Below are 17,704 nucleotides of genomic sequence, written 5' to 3'. Positions count from 1 at the left end.
TTGCAAAGGACTTTTCTGCTGTTTTATTGATGAAAAAATAGGCTGTCGTATTAAGACAGCCTATTTTTTGAGTGTTAAGTTTGTAGTTTGCAGTGAATGGTTTTAAATTTAAAGCCATCTTCTACAAACTACAAACTCCGTACTACAAACGATAAAGAGAAAGGGACCATGCATGATGGCAGAAACATTCGTGCAACAGCTCCTACGAGCCACAAGCCACTAACCCTAATACCATTCGTTAATCCAGTTCTTTTCGGTCGGGAAGAGATCCTGCAGGGTTTGCAGAGCCTTTTCGTTTCCCTGGAGTTTTTCGTTGAAGGCCAGGTCGTTTACATCCATGACTCCGAAAGCCAGCAGGGCCAGGGTGCCGATGGGCATGGTGACGTCCGGTTGTTTATTTTCTTCTTGGGTTACTTTGGGTTTACCATTGTTTACAGTCAGGGTAAAGGTCCCGCAGTTCCAATCTGCCAGGGGATCTTCTGTATGGAAGGTGACGGTCCCGTCAGCTCGATAAGGCAGCTGTTCCAGCGCCCCTTTGACGTCGACGATACGGCCTGTCATGAAGGGCATCGTTTCATGGCCCTGTTTCCCGTCGGGATAGAAGCGGTAGGACTGGTCATGGATGCCTTCATTCCACTGAAAGGCGTCGCCCTGGGAACGGTGGTTGTACATGTAGCCTAAGAGGCCGCGCTTGCCTTTGCGGCAGGTGTAAACGAATTCACCGCTGATGATGGTCGGTTCTCCCAGCTGATAGAAGGCATAGCCAATGGGTTCATCGCCATCGAAGCAGACGGCGATATTGCCTTCGGCCAACTGGGCTTCGATATGGCTCCGCCAGCTCGCTTCATCGCGCAGGGCATAGCCTGACAGGCCTTTCGTATAACCTTCATAAATGGCAGCCAGGTAAGGCCACTGGTCCGGGCTGTTGACAAAGGCATAGCGCACGGTCCGGTCCGTCAGCGGCCGCAGGGCTTCCAGATTCATCGTCTCTTTCCACTGATGGCAGTAGAGTTCATAACCATAGGGCTGGTAAAAACCGGCCTTGCTGGGCATGAGGATGTGGATATAATGACCGCGGCGCTTCATTTCTTTTAGGGCTGCCGTCAGCAGTTTCCCACCGACGCCGCTGCGCCGAGCTGCCGGGTGCGTCGCCAAACCGACGATATACGACGTGTCTACGGCTTTGCCGCGCAGACAGAGGGTGTACGGGTTGAGATGGGTCAGGCAGGCCATATCGTCGCCCTCAAAGCCCATGAGGACGTTTTCAGGCTGATAGAAATGGTTGAAGTACCACTGGAAAAAAGGATCTTCCCGATGTTCAAAACAGTAGTCCCAAAGGCTTTCGACGAGGCCCCGGTCCGATTCAGCCGCTAAGCGGAAGTGCATAGAAAAGCCCCCTTATTTCTGACGCAGTGTGACGTCGTATTTTTCGACGAAGTGATCCGGATTGTACGATTCCTTGGAATGGCGCAGGCCGGGAATCCCCATATCTTCTTCACGGTTGATATACGTCGTATGCGGCCAGGCATGGACGACGAATTCATGATTGATGACCTGATAGAGGCCGCGGATCGTCGGATCGCTCTTTTCAAAGTGGATGATGGCCGTATCATCGTTGAGCATCTCACCGATAGAGAAAGCGACGATCTTATTGTACATGCGGATGGCACCGCCCGTCGGCTGGAGGACTTCCCAGTTATTGAAGACCGTTTCGATGGCATGGCGTTCGCCCAAGAGTTCATCATCTTCGTCACCGGCTTCGTGCTGGTCGTACCAGGATTTTTCCGCAGCCAGACATTCATCGAAGATGTCTTCCGTAATGGGGACGTATTCCCAGTTGCCGAAATACTGATTGCGGAAGTGATTGAGATTGTTTTTCTTCTGGCGGTATTTCTTGCCCGATAAGTTGATCAGGCTCTGGGTCAGATAGACGTATTCATAATTGTCCCGGTCCGGCGTGAAGTCATAACAGTCTTCACAGAGGGCCTTGATACGTTCGACAGCTTCTGGTGTAACGCCTTTCATCAAGAAAGGATAGCCATGTTCATCGAACCATTCGTGCATGCGCAGGACGCCTTTGACGAAACTGCCGTCTTTGCGGGCGAAGGGCGGGATCCAGAACTGTTTCTTGCCGCGGCCTGAGCGGATATAGAGGACATTGTCTTCTTCGGCCCACTGGATTTCATAGGGCTTCTGCCAGGCAAAGAGCGTCATGAAGGTAGCGTCGGCCTGTTCATATCTTTTCTGATGAAAATAGTCATCTATAAGTGGTTTATCTTCTAAGCGAAAGTCTCTGAATTCAATAATGGTAATCTCCCCCTAAAATATTTACACCTTAGATACATAAGGATTGTCTTGGATATAAAAACGCCAGGGAAAATATTTCCCATGTACGGCGTAATCAATATGGATACGCGGCGAAACGGCCACTGTAAACGGGACCTCTTCTTCGGGATGGGAAATATACAGGCAGGAAGACGTCAAATCTAAAGCGTTTTCCTCGCGCGTAATGGCCATGGCCTGACAGAGCTTGCCCGGTCCATTGGTCAGGTTCCTGCCGGCTTTCCTGGCCTTCCGCCGTGCGGCCATGAGGTCTGTCCCGCAGATGGGTTCGATGGCCCGTATGAGCACGGCCTGGCCTTCGCCTTCGGGACCGGCGACGACATTGAAGCAGCAGTACATGCCGTAAATCAAGTAAACATAGCTGATACCGCCGGCATGGAACATCGGTGCCGTCCGCTTGGTCAGGCCGCGGAAGCTGTGGGCCCCATCGTCGGGAAAGCCGTCATAAGAACCGCCATAGGCTTCGGTCTCGACGATACGGCCGCTGCAGATGCCCTGTGGCGTTTCATGGATGACATACTGGCCCAGCAGGCGTGGGGCCAGCAGGCTGGCATCGACACAAAACTCGTCAGCTCTCCATCTGCGGCCTATCATTCTTTCTTGCGGTAGCCTAAGGAATGGGAAATTTCATAGGCATACTGACTCATAGTAAACAACATCTTCTGGCGGATGGAATCATAAAAGCGCATAGACGGCCCGGCAATGGTCAACGAGGCGATGACCTGGCCTTCAAAATTGAAGATAGGCACAGACAGGGCGAACAGTCCATGCTCGCTTTCATCCTGGGTAATGGCATAGCCGTTATGACGGATCGTAGCAAACTCTTCTTCAGAAATATTGCCGTATTTTTCGATATAGCGCTGGCGTTCGTCATCGCTCGTCCAGGCCAGCAGCACCCGGCCGGCAGCACCCTTATAGAGGGGCAGCGATTCGCCGATGGGAATGACCCGGCGCAGGGAATGGGTACTTTCGACGTGGTCCAGGCAGATGCGGCAGTCGCCTTCGGCAATGTAAATACTGACCGTTTCGTTAAACAACTGCTGTAAACGCCGTAAATACGGCTTGGCCAGGGTGATGACGTTTTCCGTCCAATGAGACGAATAGCCCAGCGCCAGGGCCCGCGGCCCCAGGCGGTACTGCTTGGACGTATCGTTGCGGGTCAGATACTGGCGCCGTTCCAATGTGTTTACAATGCGGAAAGCCGTCGACGTATTCAGATGGGTATGCTCAGCGATTTCCTTCAAGGTCATGCCCGTATTACATTCGACGAAGAGGTCGAGGACGTCGAGGCTCTTTTCCAAGGATTTCAATAAACTGCTGTGATGCTCTTCTTTTACCAATGGCTCTCACCCTTCCTTGGAATTACGATTTAACTTTCATGCCGATTTCCAGCGAATCCGGCGGGTCAGCGACGACGATATCCCCCTCGTCGAGACCATCGAGGATGACGACGCGGCCGTCTTCTTCATCGCCAGTCAGGACAGAACGGGCATCAGCCAGGCCGCTGTCATTGACAATGTAAACGAAGTCACCGCTGTCCTTTGTGCGGACTGCCGTCTTGGGGACGGTAATCTGGGAGACTTCTTTCGGCGTGGCAATGCGGACGTGATAGAATTCACCGGGAACGAACAGGCTCTTGGCGTTATTGAATGTGACCTTGGCCATATAAGAGCCAGTGGACGGATCTTTTTCCGTTGCCAGATAGGTCAGTTCCCCCGTCTCGGTTTCGCCCGAAGCGGCGATGATGGATACTTGCAGGCTGCCGTCTTTTTTGGCATCCTGTAAAGCCTGGATATACATTTCAGGGATGGCAAAGGTAGCAACCAAAGGAGACATCTGCTGAATCGTAGCCAGGACATTGCCGGCAACGGCAACGGACGGATTATCGGCTACAGCCGTGACCCGGCCGTCAAGAGGCGAATAAATCGTCGTATTCCCCATCATATCGCGGGCAGCCTGGACGGCCTGCTGCAGCTGGGCGATCTTTTCGTGGTCCACAGCCGGAGCTTCCTGGACCTGGACGGTCTGCGTCGTTTCACCTTGAGAAGATCCAGAAGAACTGCCGGAATCAGCCATCATCTGGTTGTATTCAACTTTCGATAAGGCCCCCATATTATACCAGGCCTTCAATTCAGCACGGTGACCGCTGTTGTCGCCGCCACCACCGCCGCCACTGCTGGCAGCCGGTACGGTAACGGTCTTGTACGTCGGCGTCGATGCCGAAGAAGCAGCTACCAGTTCCGCTTCGGCCTGATTGACACTCTGCTGATACGGTGCCGAATCGACTTGGACGACGACTTCACCGGCTTTGACTTCCTGGCCTACGGCCAGCGGTGTCGATACGAGTTTCCCCGATAACTTCGGCACGATATTGGTCATATGTAAGGCCGTAATGTTGGCATCCAGGGTCAGGGCCACAGGGTGGTCCGACTTGGAAACCGTTTCAGTTTTGGTAGACACGCTGTTGCCGCAGCCCGAAAGGACTGATACAGCCAAGGCAGCCGTACAGGCCAGGACGGCCCATTTCTTTAATTTCACGATATCCCCTCTTCACGCAGGTTAAAAAAACGTGTAATACAAGGTAACCAGTATGACCCCGGGCAGGCCGAACAGGCCGATGATGAGGCCTGTACCGACCGTAATCGGAACGTGCTGGAAACCAAAAAGATAGCCAAAATGGTTGACGCCGTACAGGACGATGAGCCCGACGACGACGTTGACCACTAAATGGCGCATAGGCGCCAAGATGAGCTTATGCACTAAGAACAGGACGAAAATGCCTGCGGCTATCCATAAATATTCCATAATCCCCTCACATTTCCTGCCGATTGGCAACAGCACCAGCCAGGGTTGCTTCATCAGCATACTCAATGTCGCCGCCCATGGGAAGGCCGCGGGCAATGCGGGTCACTCGGATGCCGGCCGTCTTGATGAGGCGGGCCAGATATAAAGCCGTAGCTTCGCCTTCCACGTCGGGATCCGTCGCCAGGATGACTTCCTTGACCGTCGTATTGCCCAGGCGCTGCAGGAGCTCGCGGATGCGCAGGTCTTCGACATTGACGCCATCCAGGGGTGACAAGGCACCGTGCAGGACGTGGTACAGTCCATGATAATCGCCGCTGCGTTCAATGGCCTGGACATCCTGCGGCGTTTCGACGACGCAGATGGTCGAGCGGTCGCGGCTGATGTCACTGCAAATCGGGCACGGGTCCTGGGACGACAAGTTGAAGCAGACCGAGCAAAAATGCATATTCTGCTTGGCATCGCGGATGGCATCGACGAATTCATCGACACGGCTGTTGGGCTGTTGAACGATATAATAGGCCAGCTTGCGGGCCGTCTTGACGCCGATGCCGGGAAGGCGGCGGAACTGCTCGGTCAGCTTATCTAATGGCGTATCCATTAAAACATGCCCGGCAGGTGCATCCCGCCCGTGATTTTGCTCATTTCCTGAGCCATCATGTCGTCGACTTTCTTGTTGGCTTCATTGACGGCTGCGACCATGAGGTCTTCCAGCATTTCTGCATCTTCCGGGTCGATGATGCTCGGGTCGATGTGGACGCTTTCGACATTCTTTTCACCATTCATGACGATAGTCAGGACGCCGCCGCCGACGGTAGCTTCGACGGTGCGCTTCTTCAAATCATCCTGGAGTTTCTTCATTTCCTTCTGCATTTTCTGTACTTTCTTCATCATACCTTGCATATTTCCACCAAACATGTGCGTTTCCTCCTAATTTTCGTGTAAACTTATTTTTTATTTTCTATATATATATTACAGTCTCCTACGTTTTTAAGCAATGGTTCCAGGGCGGCTCTTTCCGCTTCATCCATATCGTCTAACGAAGCCGGCTGCCACGCCGTTTCATCGCCTGGCCCTCTGGCTTCCTGAGCCGGCGCAGGAGCTGGAATATCTTCGGTTTGTACTGGAGCTTTTTCTACGGCCTTTACGGGGGGCAATTCACTCTTTTTTTTTTCGTATCCCGAAAGTTCCGCATCACCTTCCAAAAAGCCCTGCATGTGGTACGTGCCGCCCAGTATCTGAGATAAAGCGGCATCGGTGAATTTGAAGTAATCTTCCCGATTGGCCCGTTTCACCATGAAGGCCGTCTTAAAGGCGACGATGACCTGGCCTTCGCCGATGTAAACGACGCGGCCATTGCGGATACAGGACAAGACGGCTTTCTTCTTTTCCTTGTCGAGAATGGCACACATCTTTTTCCAGACGTCCTGGTAGGCTGCCGACTCGACGGGGGGCCGTGCTGCCTGAACAGGCGGCGTTGCCGGCGCTTTGTTGTCGGCCGGAGCCGCGGTCTTTACGACAGGTGCCGCCGGGGCTGGAACTGCGGGCTCAACGGGGCGCACCGGCTGAGGGACTGGCGCTGCCGCTTCCCGGGCTGCCGGACGGACGGCCGGAGCCGGTTCGGGAGGGGTAAACTCATCTTCCGGGAAGGGGACCGCTTCTTCCGGACCATAAGCCCCGCTGTAATCGTCTTCTTCCGGTACGGGGATGACGTCCGGCTTTGTGGCAGCCGCCGTCTTGGCTTTTCTCCCCGAAGCCTGGGGAGCCACAGCCGATATACTGACGGCAGGCGGCTGGGTCAGCTGCCGCGCTGCCATGAGCAGGCCCATTTCCACGGCAATGCGCGGAACCGGCGACGTCTTGGCCGTCAATAAGGCCTGCTGCAAAATCGCCAGGACCTGAAAAACACTATCTGCCGTCCATTCGCCGGCCTGCCTGCGAAGTTCATCGAGGCAGTCATCATAAGCTGAAAGAGTATCCAACGAAGGCGCAGCCTGACAGAGCATGACAGCCCGCAGATGGGCCAGCAATTCCGTCAGGATGACCCGCGGCTCCTTGCCCATGTGGATGACGTCATCGACAGCCTTGATGATGACATCGCCTTTCCCATCGAAAATAGCCTGGGTCAGGGAAAACAGCCAGTCTTTGCCGATGAGGCCGAGTAAATCGCGGACGACGCCTTCGTCGATAGTGCCGCTCGTGTTGCTGACGCACTGGTCGAGCATACTCAGGGCATCGCGCATGCCGCCGTCGGCCTGGACGGCCAGGATATGAGCCGCACCCTTGGTCAGGTCGATCTGTTCCTGACCGGCCACGTATAGCAGGCGCTTGGCAATATCGTCGCTGGTAATGCGCCGGAACTCATAACGCTGACACCGCGACAGGATGGTCATGGGAATCCGTTCCGGTTCGGTCGTCGCCAGGATGAAGATGACATGGGCCGGCGGTTCTTCCAAGGTCTTCAGCAGGGCATTGAAAGCTTCGGTCGTCAGCATGTGCACTTCATCGATGATATAAATTTTCTTATGCCCTTCGGCAGGCATGAATTTAATCGTTTCCCGCAGGGTCCGGATATCCTCGATGCTGCGGTTGGAAGCGGCGTCGATTTCGACGACATCCAGGGATTCGCCGCTCATGATGTGGCGGCAGACTTCACATTCGTTGCACGGGTGGGACGTCGGCCCGTGGACACAGTTCATGGCCCGGGCAAAAATTTTAGCCGTGCTCGTCTTGCCCGTCCCGCGGGGGCCGGAGAATAAGTAAGCATGGGCTACTTTGTCCGTATCTATCGCTTTTTGCAGGGTTTCCGTAATGTGGGACTGGCCGACGACATCTTCAAAATTCCTGGGCCTCCACTTACGGTATAACGCAATATATGCCATGAGTCCTTTTCCTTCCGTATACGAAAAAAAGCAGCTAACCGCTGCTTTTACCAACTGAAAAGTACTCGTGTATGATAACCCGCCAGGTTTCCTCGTGGCACATGGAAATGTCTACTTATTGCTGCTTCCTCTCGGACCTGACAAGGTTCATAGATTCCCATTGCACAAGCCCCGGCGGATTACCACGCACCAGTACTCTTATTAAGTTAGCTATATTATTATAGCGTGAAAAACGAAGTTTGGCAAGGAAAATTTCCCTTTTTGAGAGAATTTAGTGGTTAGGGGCTAGGAGCTAGGGGGGTAGTGGTTAGTAGTTAGTGGTTAGTAGTTAGTGGTTCGTGGTTAGTGGCTTGTAGGGGGCTCCACGTGCGAACCCCTACAGAAAAAAAGGACCCCTCGCACGAAAGCTTCTACCATCATGCGAGGGGCTTTTTTGGTCAAAAACAACCTCTCAGACCGCCTTCGGCGGCCAGCTCCCCTATAAGGGGAGCCGCTAGCCACGAACAACTAGCCACGAGCCACTATCTTAGTGATTCTGCCAGATATCTACGCGGCGGTTGTCAGCGCGGCCCTGGTCGGTGTCGTTGGTGCTGACGGGATCTGTCTTGCCTTTGTAGTCGAGCTGCATCTGTGTTGCCGGGATGCCCTGGCTTTCAGCATAGGCTGCAACGTTGTCTACGCGGCGTTTCGAGAGGTCATCGTTGTAAGCATCGCTGCCTTTAGCATCGGTGTTGCCGACGAGTTTGAACGTATCGTTCGTGTTTGCTTTAGCAACCTGGACGAAGTGGTCCATCTTAGCGCGTTCGGAAGGAAGCGGCTGGTCTTCGTCGAAGCCGAAGTGAACGCTTTCAACGTAGTAGTCGTTCTTCTGGACCGGCGTTTCAACGACCGGTGCCGGAGTCGGTTCCGGCGTGTAAACCGGTTCCGGAGCCGGAGCTTCTTTGTGGCCGCCGCCGAAGCGATAGGAGAGGCCAGCGATGAAGCCTTTGTAGGAGATGTTAGCGTCGTCTTTCAATGCACCGAGGGTGTTGTCGCCTTCATCAGCCAATTTGGTGTTCAAGTAACGATAGCCAGCGCTGATGTCGAGGTCCGGTGTGATGCTGTAGCCGAGGCCAGCTTCCCACATGGTCGTCTTCTTGGTACCGACAGCGCCTTTAGCGTAGAAGTCGAGGTTCTTAGCCAGCGGAGCTTTGGCGATCAAGCCGATCTGAGCGACGTTGTTGGTGTCGTTAGCATCGCCACCGAGATCGTTTTTAATGCGGTTCCAGCCGGCGTAAGCGGCGAAGTTCTTGTTGATGGAGTAAACGAGGTTTACTTCGTGTTCATCGCCATCGGTCTTGTAAGACTTGTTGTTGTCGCTCTTCGTCTTCAAGCCGTAGTAGTTATACTGCAAAGCCCATTTGTCGGAAAGGCCGTAGCCGAGGCCGCCCTGGAAGTCCCATTTGGAATCAGTGTCTTCCTGACCACCTTTCCATTCGTCTTTGGCCCAGTTGCTGGAATCAACCGAAGCTTTCGGGTTCCAAGCGCCTAAATCGAGCTGCCACTGTCCCTGGTTCCACTGCGTCTGCGGCGTAGCGAAAGCAAAGGAAGTAGCGCAGGCTGCCATGACTGCAGCCAGTACTAAAGATTTCTTTTTCATCATAATCCCAGCTTCCTATTGATATTTAATAGTGCCACCTATGACATTATTATGTTCTAGTATACCATATCTTTGTCACAAGTGCGTCACACTATTTCATGATTTTTAGTCATATCAGGACTATTCCCCATACTTTTATGATTATTCCCGGCCGACGTAAGAAATGATGGCGTCCAGGATATGCGGCAATTTCCGGCTCACACTGTCGATATGGACGCGTTCCGTCCCTTCGTGCAGGTCCTTACCCCATGGGCCCAGGAGGAGGAAGGGAATCTGTAATTTTTTCAGACTGTCCAAGTCGAAGGGATAGGCCTTGCCCCAGAGGAGCAGGTTCTTTTCGACCATACTTTCATCGAAATCGGGGTCGACGCAGCAGTAGCTGCAATCGGAAACACCGTTGAAATAGCGGTCGAAGCGGACATCCATCAGAGTCGGGATTTTTTCCAGCAGGTCCGTAAAGGCCGGCGTCGGGAACGACAGGCTGTCAGCCGCCGGATAACAGGGCGGCGCAAAGGCGACGACGGCCATGGGCGCCGTCATGCCTGTGAAATCGAGGATCTGCTCCAAGAGATGTATCGTCTCTTCGACATAAGTACTGCTGCCTTCCTGCAAGGCGACGAAAGAAGCCTGTTTGGCCGCTTCATAGAAGACGTCGAAACCGGGATAAGCCGAAGCCTGCTGCAAGAGCTCATCGGCACTGCAGACGGAAACAGGCAAATCACTGCCCATGGTCTGCTGCAGGTCGTGGACAGCCCGCCGCGTTTCTTCCAGCAGGACGTACATGACGTCATCGGGCGTCTTGTCGTAAGTCAGCAGATTCAGGGCCGCTGCCACCCGCTGAGGCAGGGTCACGTCATAGCGTTCCTTGCGGTCCCGCAGATAGACCCAGGCAGGCGGCGGCGTCTGTTCGCCATCACAGCAGTCAGTCAGGTCCGGACTGCCTTCCGTCGCCGCGATGAGGTGGGCCAGGATGCCCACGGGATTGATGCCCTTATCATAGCAGCCGATGTGGACAGGCTTGCCCTGGACCAGGACGACAGGCTGTATCTTGCCGACCGAACCGGTATAGGCGACGAGCTTGCCCTGCTCCTTATGGTTCGGTTCGCTGTCGATGAGGATGTCATAGGTCAAATCATAAGAAGAACGCAGTTCATTGAGCAAGGTAATGGCCGTCCGCATGCCGGCCGAATACGTTTCTTCATCGGGCAGGGATAAGTAAATCAAGCTGGCCTGTCCCGGCTGGAAGGCATAGTCCTCAAAGACGGCTAGTTGCGCGGCCGCACCGCCCTTCATGTCACAGGCACCGCGGCCAAAGAGCCATTCGCCGCTTTCCCAGTCACGGCGCACTTCCTCACTGAGCGGCGCCCGTTCCAGCGCCTTGTAGAGCCCTTGCGGGTCAAAAGCCTGGTCCCGCAGATAGCCATAGGACTCGACATCGACGACATCGTGATGATTCATGAAAATGACCGTATGGGCCGTACTGCCGCGGACGAGGCCGTAGACGACAGACCGCTGGCAGTTATCGTCGGGCACATGGATGAGGCCGCTGACGACGCCGTCGAGGTGAGAGAAGAACTGCTGCAGATAGCCTTCCATCTGCCTTTCCTTGAGCGTGTTCGTTTCACTGTCAATATGAATCATATCCTGTAAAATTTCCATAATCCGCGCTGCTCGTGCCATAGAGACACCCCCTTATTTAAATATCCATTTTTTACGCGATACATAATTCCAAACGGTGACGATGGCACTAGCCATGATTTTCGACACCATCGGATTCAGGCCTAAAATAGCCGGCGATGTGAACAGCCACATGAGCAGGAGATTCCAGCCCAGGCCAATGGCACTGACCAGGAAGACCAGGGACACTTCCGTCCCGCGATGATAGCGGCTGCCGCTGTCGAAGACGAAGCGGTTGCAGAGGATGTAGTGATACAGCGTCGACGTGGCAAAGGCCAGGGTCGTCGCCGCCAGAACAGTCTGGGTCTGCATGGAAAAGACAGCACTGGCTGACAACAGCCTGAAGAAAATATAAAAGAGCGTCCATTCCAATAAAGCCGCTGAGCCGCCGACGAGGAGATACATGAAGATCTTCATGTACTCGTTGTTGGTATAATCAAAGCCAAAAATCTGCTTTCGTTTCATGGTGTTCCTTCCTTTTCTGTTTTCGTATCCATTATACGGCACTTGCCAGGGAATTACCACACACTGCCGCTTTTTCTTGCATTTTCTAAAAAGACAATAGATATATATACGAAAATATGATAAAATATATAGTAATTGGTAATACGAAATATTTTTAGAAGGAAGGCAGATATCCTGTGGATTACACGAGATGCATCAATTTTTTGCTAACCATTTCACAACACGAAGTCTTTTTGATTTTCTCCGAGAACTTGTCGGAATTCGGCATCACGCCCGGCCAGTACGGCGTCTTAGCCTGTCTCTGGAAACATGAAACACTGACGCCGAAGGAAATCGCCAACATCCTGCGCGTCGAAAACTCCACCATTTCCGGCGTCCTCGACCGCATGCAGAAACGCGGCCTCATCGACCGCATCCTCGACCCCAACAACCGCCGCAGCATCCGCGTCAAACCGACGGCTGCCGGCATGGCCATCAAAGAACCGGTCCAGAAACGCATCGAAGAACTGAATGACATGGTCTTCAAAGAATTCACACCCCAAGAACGGGAAGAAGTGTTGAACCTGCTCACCCGTATCGGCAAAGTCTGTGCCGATGATTTGAAAGAAGGGAAATGAAAAAGGGGCTGTCGCACGTGCGACAGCCCCTTTTGAGTTTTAAGTTTGTAGTTTGTAGTTTTTAGTGAAGGTTTTTAAATTTAAAGTCCCTATCTACAAACTCTATACTAAAAACTATAAAGCAAAAGGGACCGCGCATGATGACATATACCTTCATGCGCTAGTCCCACCAAATTATACAATACCAGTTAACATGTAGAAGAATACGCCGAAGAAGGCGACGACTACTTTCAAGAGGGTAATGGCGAACATATCCTTATAGGCTTCGCGATGAGTCAGGCCGCAGATAGCCAGGGTCGTGATGACAGCTCCGTTATGGGGCAGGCTGTCCATACCGCCGGAAGCCATGGCCGCGATACGGTGGACGACTTCAGCCGGGATGCCGACGGCAGCCGTTTCAGCCAGGAAGTGCTGGCCAAAGATATCGAGGGCGATACTCAGACCACCGGAAGCGGAACCGGTGATACCAGCCAGGATGTTGACCATCAAGGCGACGTTGAACAGCGGCATGCCCTGACCGATACCGAGGAGGGCATCAGCGACTTCCAGGAAGCCCGGCAAGGACGAAATGACGTTGCCGTAGCCAACTTCCGATGCCGTGTTCATGATAGCCAGCAGAGAACCTAAAGCGCCGGCATTGAGAGCGGCTTTGACGCTGGTGTTCTTGGACATGAACTTGCGGCCCGTTGCAGCGGCGATGATGATAGCCGCCAAGAGGCCGAGGACCAGGGCCCAGATAGCGACGACGTTGTGGACGCCTTTGGCCAGGAGAGGCACATTCATGGCGCGGAACGGTTCCAGTAAGGCATCATCCCACTGGAAAATCATGGAGAAGTAGAAGTTCAAGACCAGGACGACGATGAGCGGGATGATGGACAACTGCCAGGGCGGAAGAGAAGCTTCCGGATCGATGACCGTTTCATTGAGGGTATGGTTGCCATAGCCTTCGCCGGAACGGGCCATCTGTTTGCGGCGGAATTCAAGATAAATGAAGCAGAGGATAATCAGCAAGGTACCGCAAATCAAGCCTAAGATAGGAGCGGCAAAAGTCGTAGTTCCCAGATAAATCGTCGGGATGATGTTCTGGATCTGCGGCGAACCAGGATAGCAGTCCATGGTAGCCGTGAAGACACCGGCGACGAAGCAGGCCGGAATCAGGCGTTTAGGAATATCGGCTTCGCGGAACAGTGCAGCAGCGAAGGGATAGACGGCGAAAGCACAGACGAACATGGAAATACCACCATAACAGAGGATCATGCAGGCGAAGACGACGGCGAAGACAGCCTTATCTTTCCCGATGATCTTGATGGTTTCCATGGCAATACTGCGGGCCATGCCCGTTTCTTCCATGACCTTGCCGAAGACGGCACCGAGGAGGAAGACCGGGAAGAAGGACTTAATGTAGGTAACGGCCTTAGCCATGAACAGTTCCGTATACCCCGGTAAAATCGGCAGCCCCGAAAAGCTGGCGGCAAAGAGGGCGAAAATCGGTGCGAAGAGAATGACCGAGAATCCGCGATAAGCAAATGTTACGAGCAAAAATAAACTTAGGACGATTGCAACAATATCCATATACGTGTTCTCCTTTTCTTTTGGTTTCCGAATGACTCATTTCGTATCTTCATCATACGTGAGAACCAATGAGAATAAAAGACAACGCCCTAAGACAACCTTTGCGCTTTTTGCCCGTTTTGGAAATTCCATGAATGCAAAAGGACTTGCCGCACATGCGACAAGTCCCTTTTGAGTGGTTAGTGGCTAGTTGTTAGTGGCTAGCGGATGGTTAAAAATTTAAAAACTGGGATTATTTCAGTTTAGCAGCGACGTCTTTGGTGATGTCCTGGGACTGGCCGATGACGACGGAGCCCGAGAGGACGACGTAGTCCAGGCCTTTTTCTTTCTGGACGGCCTGGGTCTTAGCGAGGATATCCTTTTCCAAGGGCGAGAACAGGGCAATGCGCTGCTGGTTCAGTTTCGTATTGTATTTCTGTACCAGTGCCTGCTGCGCGTTTTTATCGCTGGTCTTTTTCAATTCTTTCTGGAAATCCTGCTGAGCCGATTTGACATCGGACTGCCAAGTAGCCATGGTCTTCGCGTACTGCGGATGCTGCTGCAAGAGGGCACCGGCATTGATCGTGCCCAGGCCCGATGCGAAAGAAGCGCCGGCAGCGCTGAAGGTCAGCATAGCTGCGGCTACGGTGGTCATCATCATTTTACGTAATTTCATAGTGGTTTTCCTCCTAATTATTCTTCTACGCCTGTCAGTTCCAGACATTCCTTGCGGACGCCGTCTTCACAAGAGCGCATGGCTAAAATCGTCTTTTCAAAGAGGTCGTTCAGGTCCCATCCCAGGGTTTCTGCCCCCTGCTTGATGACGTCCCGTGAACAGCCGGCAGCGAAGCGCTTGTCTTTGAATTTCTTCTTGAGACTCTTCACTTCCATGTCTTTCGTGCTCTTAGACGGACGCATTTTGGCAGCCGCCCAGATGAGCCCGGTCAATTCGTCGGCAGCATAGAGGACTTTTTCCATCAAGTGCTCCGGTGCGACATCGACACAGATGCCATAGCCATGGCAGACGACGGCATGGATAAAGGCATCGTCGGCGTCGATTTCAGCCAGTAATTCCGGTGCCTTTTTACAGTGCTGATCCGGATATTTTTCAAAATCCACATCGTGGAGCAGGCCGACGAGTCCCCAGAAATCGACGTCATCGCCATAGCCCAGTTCCTGGGCATACCAGCGCATGACGCCTTCGACGGTCAGGGCATGCATGATGTGAAAAGGCTCCTGATTATATTTCTGCAATAAAGCCAATGCTTGTGAGCGTTCCATGTCTTTATCTCCCCCTAGCAAATCTCGATTTACCCCATTATAGCATAAAAAACGGGCCTGACTAGTCTTTTTTCACGAAAGCGCCTGTATCGGTCATCAACGAGGCCAGGCGGTTCATGCGGAAGTCTTCGACGACCTGGATGAAAGGCCGGTAATGGATGGGATTTTCGGCAAACCCGAAGAGATGGGACGGGCAGTCGCAATCGGTACAGCCAAAGCCCTCGATATGCCAGTCTGCCACGACATCGACGGCCCGGGCCAGGTCGTGCTCCAGGTCATCCGCCGTCCGGACGGGCAGGGCGGCGACGACGTCGGCTTCCTGGCGCAGGTAGTCGATGTGCCAGTGCATCTTCTTGCGCTTGCGGCTGTGACGGGCCAGACGGGCAGCCAGGTTCTTCCGGGCCGACCCGGTATAGACGTAATAGCCGGCAGGAAAAGGGAACTCCCCTTTCGAACCGATGGCGATATCCTTCGCATCTGCCAGGTGAAGGATGAATAAATAATCACCGCTGTCATGGTTTTCCCGTTCCAGGATGGCCTGGGGATAGGTCAGGACGCCGGCTACGCCGGGCCTTGAAAACGAGCCATCCCAGTGCAGGGCTAGGGCCTTCCAGTCCAAGTGCGGCGCCGCTTCATAAAAGGCCTGGGCAAAGGCCGGATCCGTATGGTAGTCCGGCAGGAACCAGCGGGCCCGATTCCAGTGGACCAGGAACAAGACGCCCGTGTGGATGCCCTGGCGGCTCATGGCAGCTAATTCCAAGATATGTTTGCGGCCCCGTTCGGTGACGGCATCGGGAAACATGGCGCCGTCGCGGCTAAAGAGGGTACACGATTTGACTTCGACGAAAAAGCGCTCTTCGCCCCGGCCCAGGAGCAGGTCGAAACGGCTGTCGCCGACGGTGATTTCCCGGCGGATGAGGTCCCAGTCTTCCCAGCCCGGGATGAGGTGTTCCTGGACCAGCCAGGCTGCCGTATCATTATTGTACTGTGTATCGAGCAGGATAGGCACGCCATCGCGCTCGATACCGACGACATCGTAAGCCGTCCGGCGCTTGGGATTGGCTGCCGGCCGGACATAGACCGTCACGCCGGGAAAGAGCAGTTCCCACATGCGCCCGGGATTGGGCATATGACAAGTCACGACATCGCCATCGAGAGAAACATGGGCGATGAAGCGGTTCGGCCTGTCGACAAAGGCCCCTTTGCGAATAGAAAACATTTCCATAGGATACTCCTGTCTGTGAAAAAGGGCTTGTCGCACGGCGACAAGCCCTTTTTAGTGGTTAGGGTTTCGTATTTTACAGTGTAGGGGTCGCCACGTGGGCGCCCCGTCATGGAATCGGGATGATTCTCCACGTGCGAGCCCCTACGGGCGGCAAACGGCGGCCTGCGAATGCATGTATGACATTATCGCCATCATTCCGGGCGGGCCACCCCACGTGGGCGCCCCTACGCTTCCAGCCATTCGCCGGTGAAGGTGACGGCTGCCGGGCCGGTCATGTAGACGTTGCCGTCTTGTTCGTTGTATTCGATGTGCAGCGTGCCCAGGTAGAGCTGGACGTCGACGCTGCGGCCGGTGAAGCCGTTCAGGAAGGAGCCGACGGCGCAGGCGCAGGAGCCGGTACCGCAGGCCAGGGTGGCGCCGGCACCGCGTTCCCACGTGTGGACTTTGATGGTGTGGTCGTCGATGACCTGGACAAAGTTCATGTTGGTCTTGCGCGGGAAAGCCTTATAGGTTTCAAATTTCGGGCCTAATTCGTGGAGATCGACGGCGTCGACGTCTTTGACATAGGTCATGGTATGGGGGACGCCCATGAGCAGGCTGGTGATGTTATAGGTCTTACCGTCGATTTCGATGGGTTCATCGATGACCGGGCCGGACGGGCCTTCCATGGGGATCTGGGCGCGGTCCGTGAAGGGCTTGCCCATGTTGATGGTGACCAGGCTGACCTTGCCGTCGTCGCCGACCGTGACTTTCGGCTTCATGATGCCTGCCAGGGTTTCAACGGCGAATTCTTTCTTGTCGATGATGCCGTTGTCGTAGACGTATTTGGCAAAGCAGCGGATGCCGTTGCCGCACATTTCCGCTTCACTGCCATCGGCATTGATGATGCGCATGCGGACGTCGGCTTTATCGCTCGGCACGATGACGATGATGCCATCGGCACCGATGCCCGTATGGGGAGCGCACATCTTGACGGCCAGCTGGGAAAAATCCTTGTCCGCGCCGTTTTTATCTTCCAAAAAGACGAAGTCATTGCCTAAGCCGTGCATTTTTACGAATTTCATAGTTAAACCCTCCGTGAAAAAATATCTATACTACTATCATTGCTTACTTGAATCCTTACAGTTGTTATTATACAATAGCGGAAAGTGGCAAATATATGTAGATAATGCTCTTTATATTGCAAATCCTGCTATAAGATAAGGTGTGAGGTGACACAGGT

The 17,704-nt window shown here is 53.7% G+C and carries 18 protein-coding genes and 1 other RNA gene; 1 reads left to right on the top strand and 18 read right to left on the bottom strand.

The features are described from left to right. Positions 1 to 225 precede the first annotated feature (225 nt). From WMO23_RS01515 to WMO23_RS01455, 13 genes are all read right to left on the bottom strand, one after another. Positions 226 to 1,386 carry a GNAT family N-acetyltransferase gene (locus tag WMO23_RS01515; protein ID WP_020311189.1) on the bottom strand — a complete coding sequence of 387 codons (1,161 nt, stop codon included), beginning with the start codon at positions 1,384 to 1,386 and terminating at the stop codon, positions 226 to 228. 12 nt (positions 1,387 to 1,398) lie between these two features. After that, a complete protein-coding gene (locus WMO23_RS01510) occupies positions 1,399 to 2,214 on the bottom strand; it encodes a DUF2156 domain-containing protein (protein WP_020311190.1) in 816 nt (271 codons plus the stop codon). 114 nt (positions 2,215 to 2,328) lie between these two features. After that, complete coding sequence (locus WMO23_RS01505) at positions 2,329 to 2,937, bottom strand: DNA-3-methyladenine glycosylase (protein WP_020311191.1); 609 nt, start codon at positions 2,935 to 2,937, stop codon at positions 2,329 to 2,331. Beyond that, entirely contained in the window at positions 2,934 to 3,683 is a 750-nt protein-coding gene (locus WMO23_RS01500) for an IclR family transcriptional regulator (RefSeq protein ID WP_020311192.1), read from the bottom strand. The genes WMO23_RS01505 and WMO23_RS01500 overlap by 4 nt, the downstream gene beginning before the upstream one ends. Positions 3,684 to 3,705: 22 nt before the next feature. Further along, a complete protein-coding gene (locus tag WMO23_RS01495; protein WP_020311193.1) occupies positions 3,706 to 4,881 on the bottom strand; it encodes an efflux RND transporter periplasmic adaptor subunit in 1,176 nt (391 codons plus the stop codon). Positions 4,882 to 4,902: 21 nt separating this feature from the next. Continuing rightward, complete coding sequence (locus WMO23_RS01490) at positions 4,903 to 5,148, bottom strand: pro-sigmaK processing inhibitor BofA family protein (protein WP_020311194.1); 246 nt, start codon at positions 5,146 to 5,148, stop codon at positions 4,903 to 4,905. 7 nt (positions 5,149 to 5,155) lie between these two features. Then, positions 5,156 to 5,746, bottom strand: coding sequence for a recombination mediator RecR (gene recR / locus WMO23_RS01485; protein WP_020311195.1), 591 nt, complete (start codon positions 5,744 to 5,746; stop codon positions 5,156 to 5,158). Next, complete coding sequence (locus WMO23_RS01480) at positions 5,746 to 6,063, bottom strand: YbaB/EbfC family nucleoid-associated protein (RefSeq protein ID WP_020311196.1); 318 nt, start codon at positions 6,061 to 6,063, stop codon at positions 5,746 to 5,748. The genes recR and WMO23_RS01480 overlap by 1 nt, the downstream gene beginning before the upstream one ends. 29 nt (positions 6,064 to 6,092) lie before the next feature. Beyond that, positions 6,093 to 8,027: a DNA polymerase III subunit gamma/tau gene (gene dnaX / locus WMO23_RS01475; protein WP_292281607.1), complete on the bottom strand. Its 1,935-nt coding sequence runs from the start codon at positions 8,025 to 8,027 to the stop codon at positions 6,093 to 6,095. A 46-nt stretch (positions 8,028 to 8,073) separates the two neighbouring features. After that, positions 8,074 to 8,279, bottom strand: an RNA gene (gene ffs / locus WMO23_RS01470) — signal recognition particle sRNA large type. Positions 8,280 to 8,553: 274 nt separating this feature from the next. Further along, positions 8,554 to 9,669: an OmpA family protein gene (locus tag WMO23_RS01465; RefSeq protein WP_349173097.1), complete on the bottom strand. Its 1,116-nt coding sequence runs from the start codon at positions 9,667 to 9,669 to the stop codon at positions 8,554 to 8,556. 138 nt (positions 9,670 to 9,807) lie between these two features. Continuing rightward, the gene (locus WMO23_RS01460) at positions 9,808 to 11,346 is read right to left on the bottom strand and encodes a M20/M25/M40 family metallo-hydrolase (RefSeq protein ID WP_036200814.1); all 1,539 of its coding nucleotides are present in this window, start codon (positions 11,344 to 11,346) and stop codon (positions 9,808 to 9,810) included. Positions 11,347 to 11,358: 12 nt separating this feature from the next. Further along, positions 11,359 to 11,808: a GtrA family protein gene (locus tag WMO23_RS01455; RefSeq protein WP_020309822.1), complete on the bottom strand. Its 450-nt coding sequence runs from the start codon at positions 11,806 to 11,808 to the stop codon at positions 11,359 to 11,361. A 176-nt stretch (positions 11,809 to 11,984) separates the two neighbouring features. Between WMO23_RS01455 and WMO23_RS01450 the strand changes: the two genes are divergently transcribed. Continuing rightward, positions 11,985 to 12,425 carry a MarR family winged helix-turn-helix transcriptional regulator gene (locus WMO23_RS01450; RefSeq protein WP_036200818.1) on the top strand — a complete coding sequence of 147 codons (441 nt, stop codon included), beginning with the start codon at positions 11,985 to 11,987 and terminating at the stop codon, positions 12,423 to 12,425. A gap of 174 nt (positions 12,426 to 12,599) precedes the next feature. Here WMO23_RS01450 and WMO23_RS01445 read toward each other — a convergent pair whose 3' ends face one another. The 5 genes from WMO23_RS01445 to dapF form a co-directional block, all read right to left on the bottom strand. Next, positions 12,600 to 13,997, bottom strand: coding sequence for a GntP family permease (locus tag WMO23_RS01445; protein WP_302755649.1), 1,398 nt, complete (start codon positions 13,995 to 13,997; stop codon positions 12,600 to 12,602). A 232-nt stretch (positions 13,998 to 14,229) separates the two neighbouring features. Then, a complete protein-coding gene (locus tag WMO23_RS01440) occupies positions 14,230 to 14,652 on the bottom strand; it encodes an OmpH family outer membrane protein (RefSeq protein WP_020309825.1) in 423 nt (140 codons plus the stop codon). Between the two features lie 17 nt (positions 14,653 to 14,669). After that, on the bottom strand, positions 14,670 to 15,257 hold the full coding sequence (locus WMO23_RS01435) for a domain HDIG (protein WP_020309826.1): 588 nt from the start codon (positions 15,255 to 15,257) through the stop codon (positions 14,670 to 14,672). Positions 15,258 to 15,318: 61 nt separating this feature from the next. Continuing rightward, positions 15,319 to 16,482: a DNA/RNA nuclease SfsA gene (sfsA, locus tag WMO23_RS01430; RefSeq protein ID WP_292281628.1), complete on the bottom strand. Its 1,164-nt coding sequence runs from the start codon at positions 16,480 to 16,482 to the stop codon at positions 15,319 to 15,321. A gap of 224 nt (positions 16,483 to 16,706) precedes the next feature. Next, a complete protein-coding gene (gene dapF / locus WMO23_RS01425; RefSeq protein WP_292108276.1) occupies positions 16,707 to 17,546 on the bottom strand; it encodes a diaminopimelate epimerase in 840 nt (279 codons plus the stop codon). Between the last annotated feature and the right edge of the window lie 158 nt (positions 17,547 to 17,704).

This window comes from Megasphaera intestinihominis (assembly GCF_040096415.1).
Taxonomy (GTDB): Bacteria; Bacillota; Negativicutes; order Veillonellales; family Megasphaeraceae; genus Megasphaera; species Megasphaera intestinihominis.
Note: the sequence above shows the minus strand (reverse complement) of the source record. Positions and strands in the feature narration are given on the sequence as shown.

Excerpts from the sequence above, each read along its gene's own strand:
- WMO23_RS01515 (WP_020311189.1), bottom strand. The coding sequence starts at position 1,386 with ATGCACTTCCGCTTAGCGGCTGAATCGGACCGGGGCCTCGTCGAAAGC.
- WMO23_RS01510 (WP_020311190.1), bottom strand. The coding sequence starts at position 2,214 with ATGACGCTCTTTGCCTGGCAGAAGCCCTATGAAATCCAGTGGGCCGAA.
- WMO23_RS01505 (WP_020311191.1), bottom strand. The coding sequence starts at position 2,937 with ATGATAGGCCGCAGATGGAGAGCTGACGAGTTTTGTGTCGATGCCAGC.
- WMO23_RS01490 (WP_020311194.1), bottom strand. The coding sequence starts at position 5,148 with ATGGAATATTTATGGATAGCCGCAGGCATTTTCGTCCTGTTCTTAGTG.
- recR (WP_020311195.1), bottom strand. The coding sequence starts at position 5,746 with ATGGATACGCCATTAGATAAGCTGACCGAGCAGTTCCGCCGCCTTCCC.
- WMO23_RS01480 (WP_020311196.1), bottom strand. The coding sequence starts at position 6,063 with ATGTTTGGTGGAAATATGCAAGGTATGATGAAGAAAGTACAGAAAATG.
- dnaX (WP_292281607.1), bottom strand. The coding sequence starts at position 8,027 with ATGGCATATATTGCGTTATACCGTAAGTGGAGGCCCAGGAATTTTGAA.
- WMO23_RS01465 (WP_349173097.1), bottom strand. The coding sequence starts at position 9,669 with ATGATGAAAAAGAAATCTTTAGTACTGGCTGCAGTCATGGCAGCCTGC.
- WMO23_RS01460 (WP_036200814.1), bottom strand. The coding sequence starts at position 11,346 with ATGGCACGAGCAGCGCGGATTATGGAAATTTTACAGGATATGATTCAT.
- WMO23_RS01455 (WP_020309822.1), bottom strand. The coding sequence starts at position 11,808 with ATGAAACGAAAGCAGATTTTTGGCTTTGATTATACCAACAACGAGTAC.
- WMO23_RS01445 (WP_302755649.1), bottom strand. The coding sequence starts at position 13,997 with ATGGATATTGTTGCAATCGTCCTAAGTTTATTTTTGCTCGTAACATTT.
- WMO23_RS01440 (WP_020309825.1), bottom strand. The coding sequence starts at position 14,652 with ATGAAATTACGTAAAATGATGATGACCACCGTAGCCGCAGCTATGCTG.
- WMO23_RS01435 (WP_020309826.1), bottom strand. The coding sequence starts at position 15,257 with ATGGAACGCTCACAAGCATTGGCTTTATTGCAGAAATATAATCAGGAG.
- sfsA (WP_292281628.1), bottom strand. The coding sequence starts at position 16,482 with ATGGAAATGTTTTCTATTCGCAAAGGGGCCTTTGTCGACAGGCCGAAC.
- dapF (WP_292108276.1), bottom strand. The coding sequence starts at position 17,546 with ATGAAATTCGTAAAAATGCACGGCTTAGGCAATGACTTCGTCTTTTTG.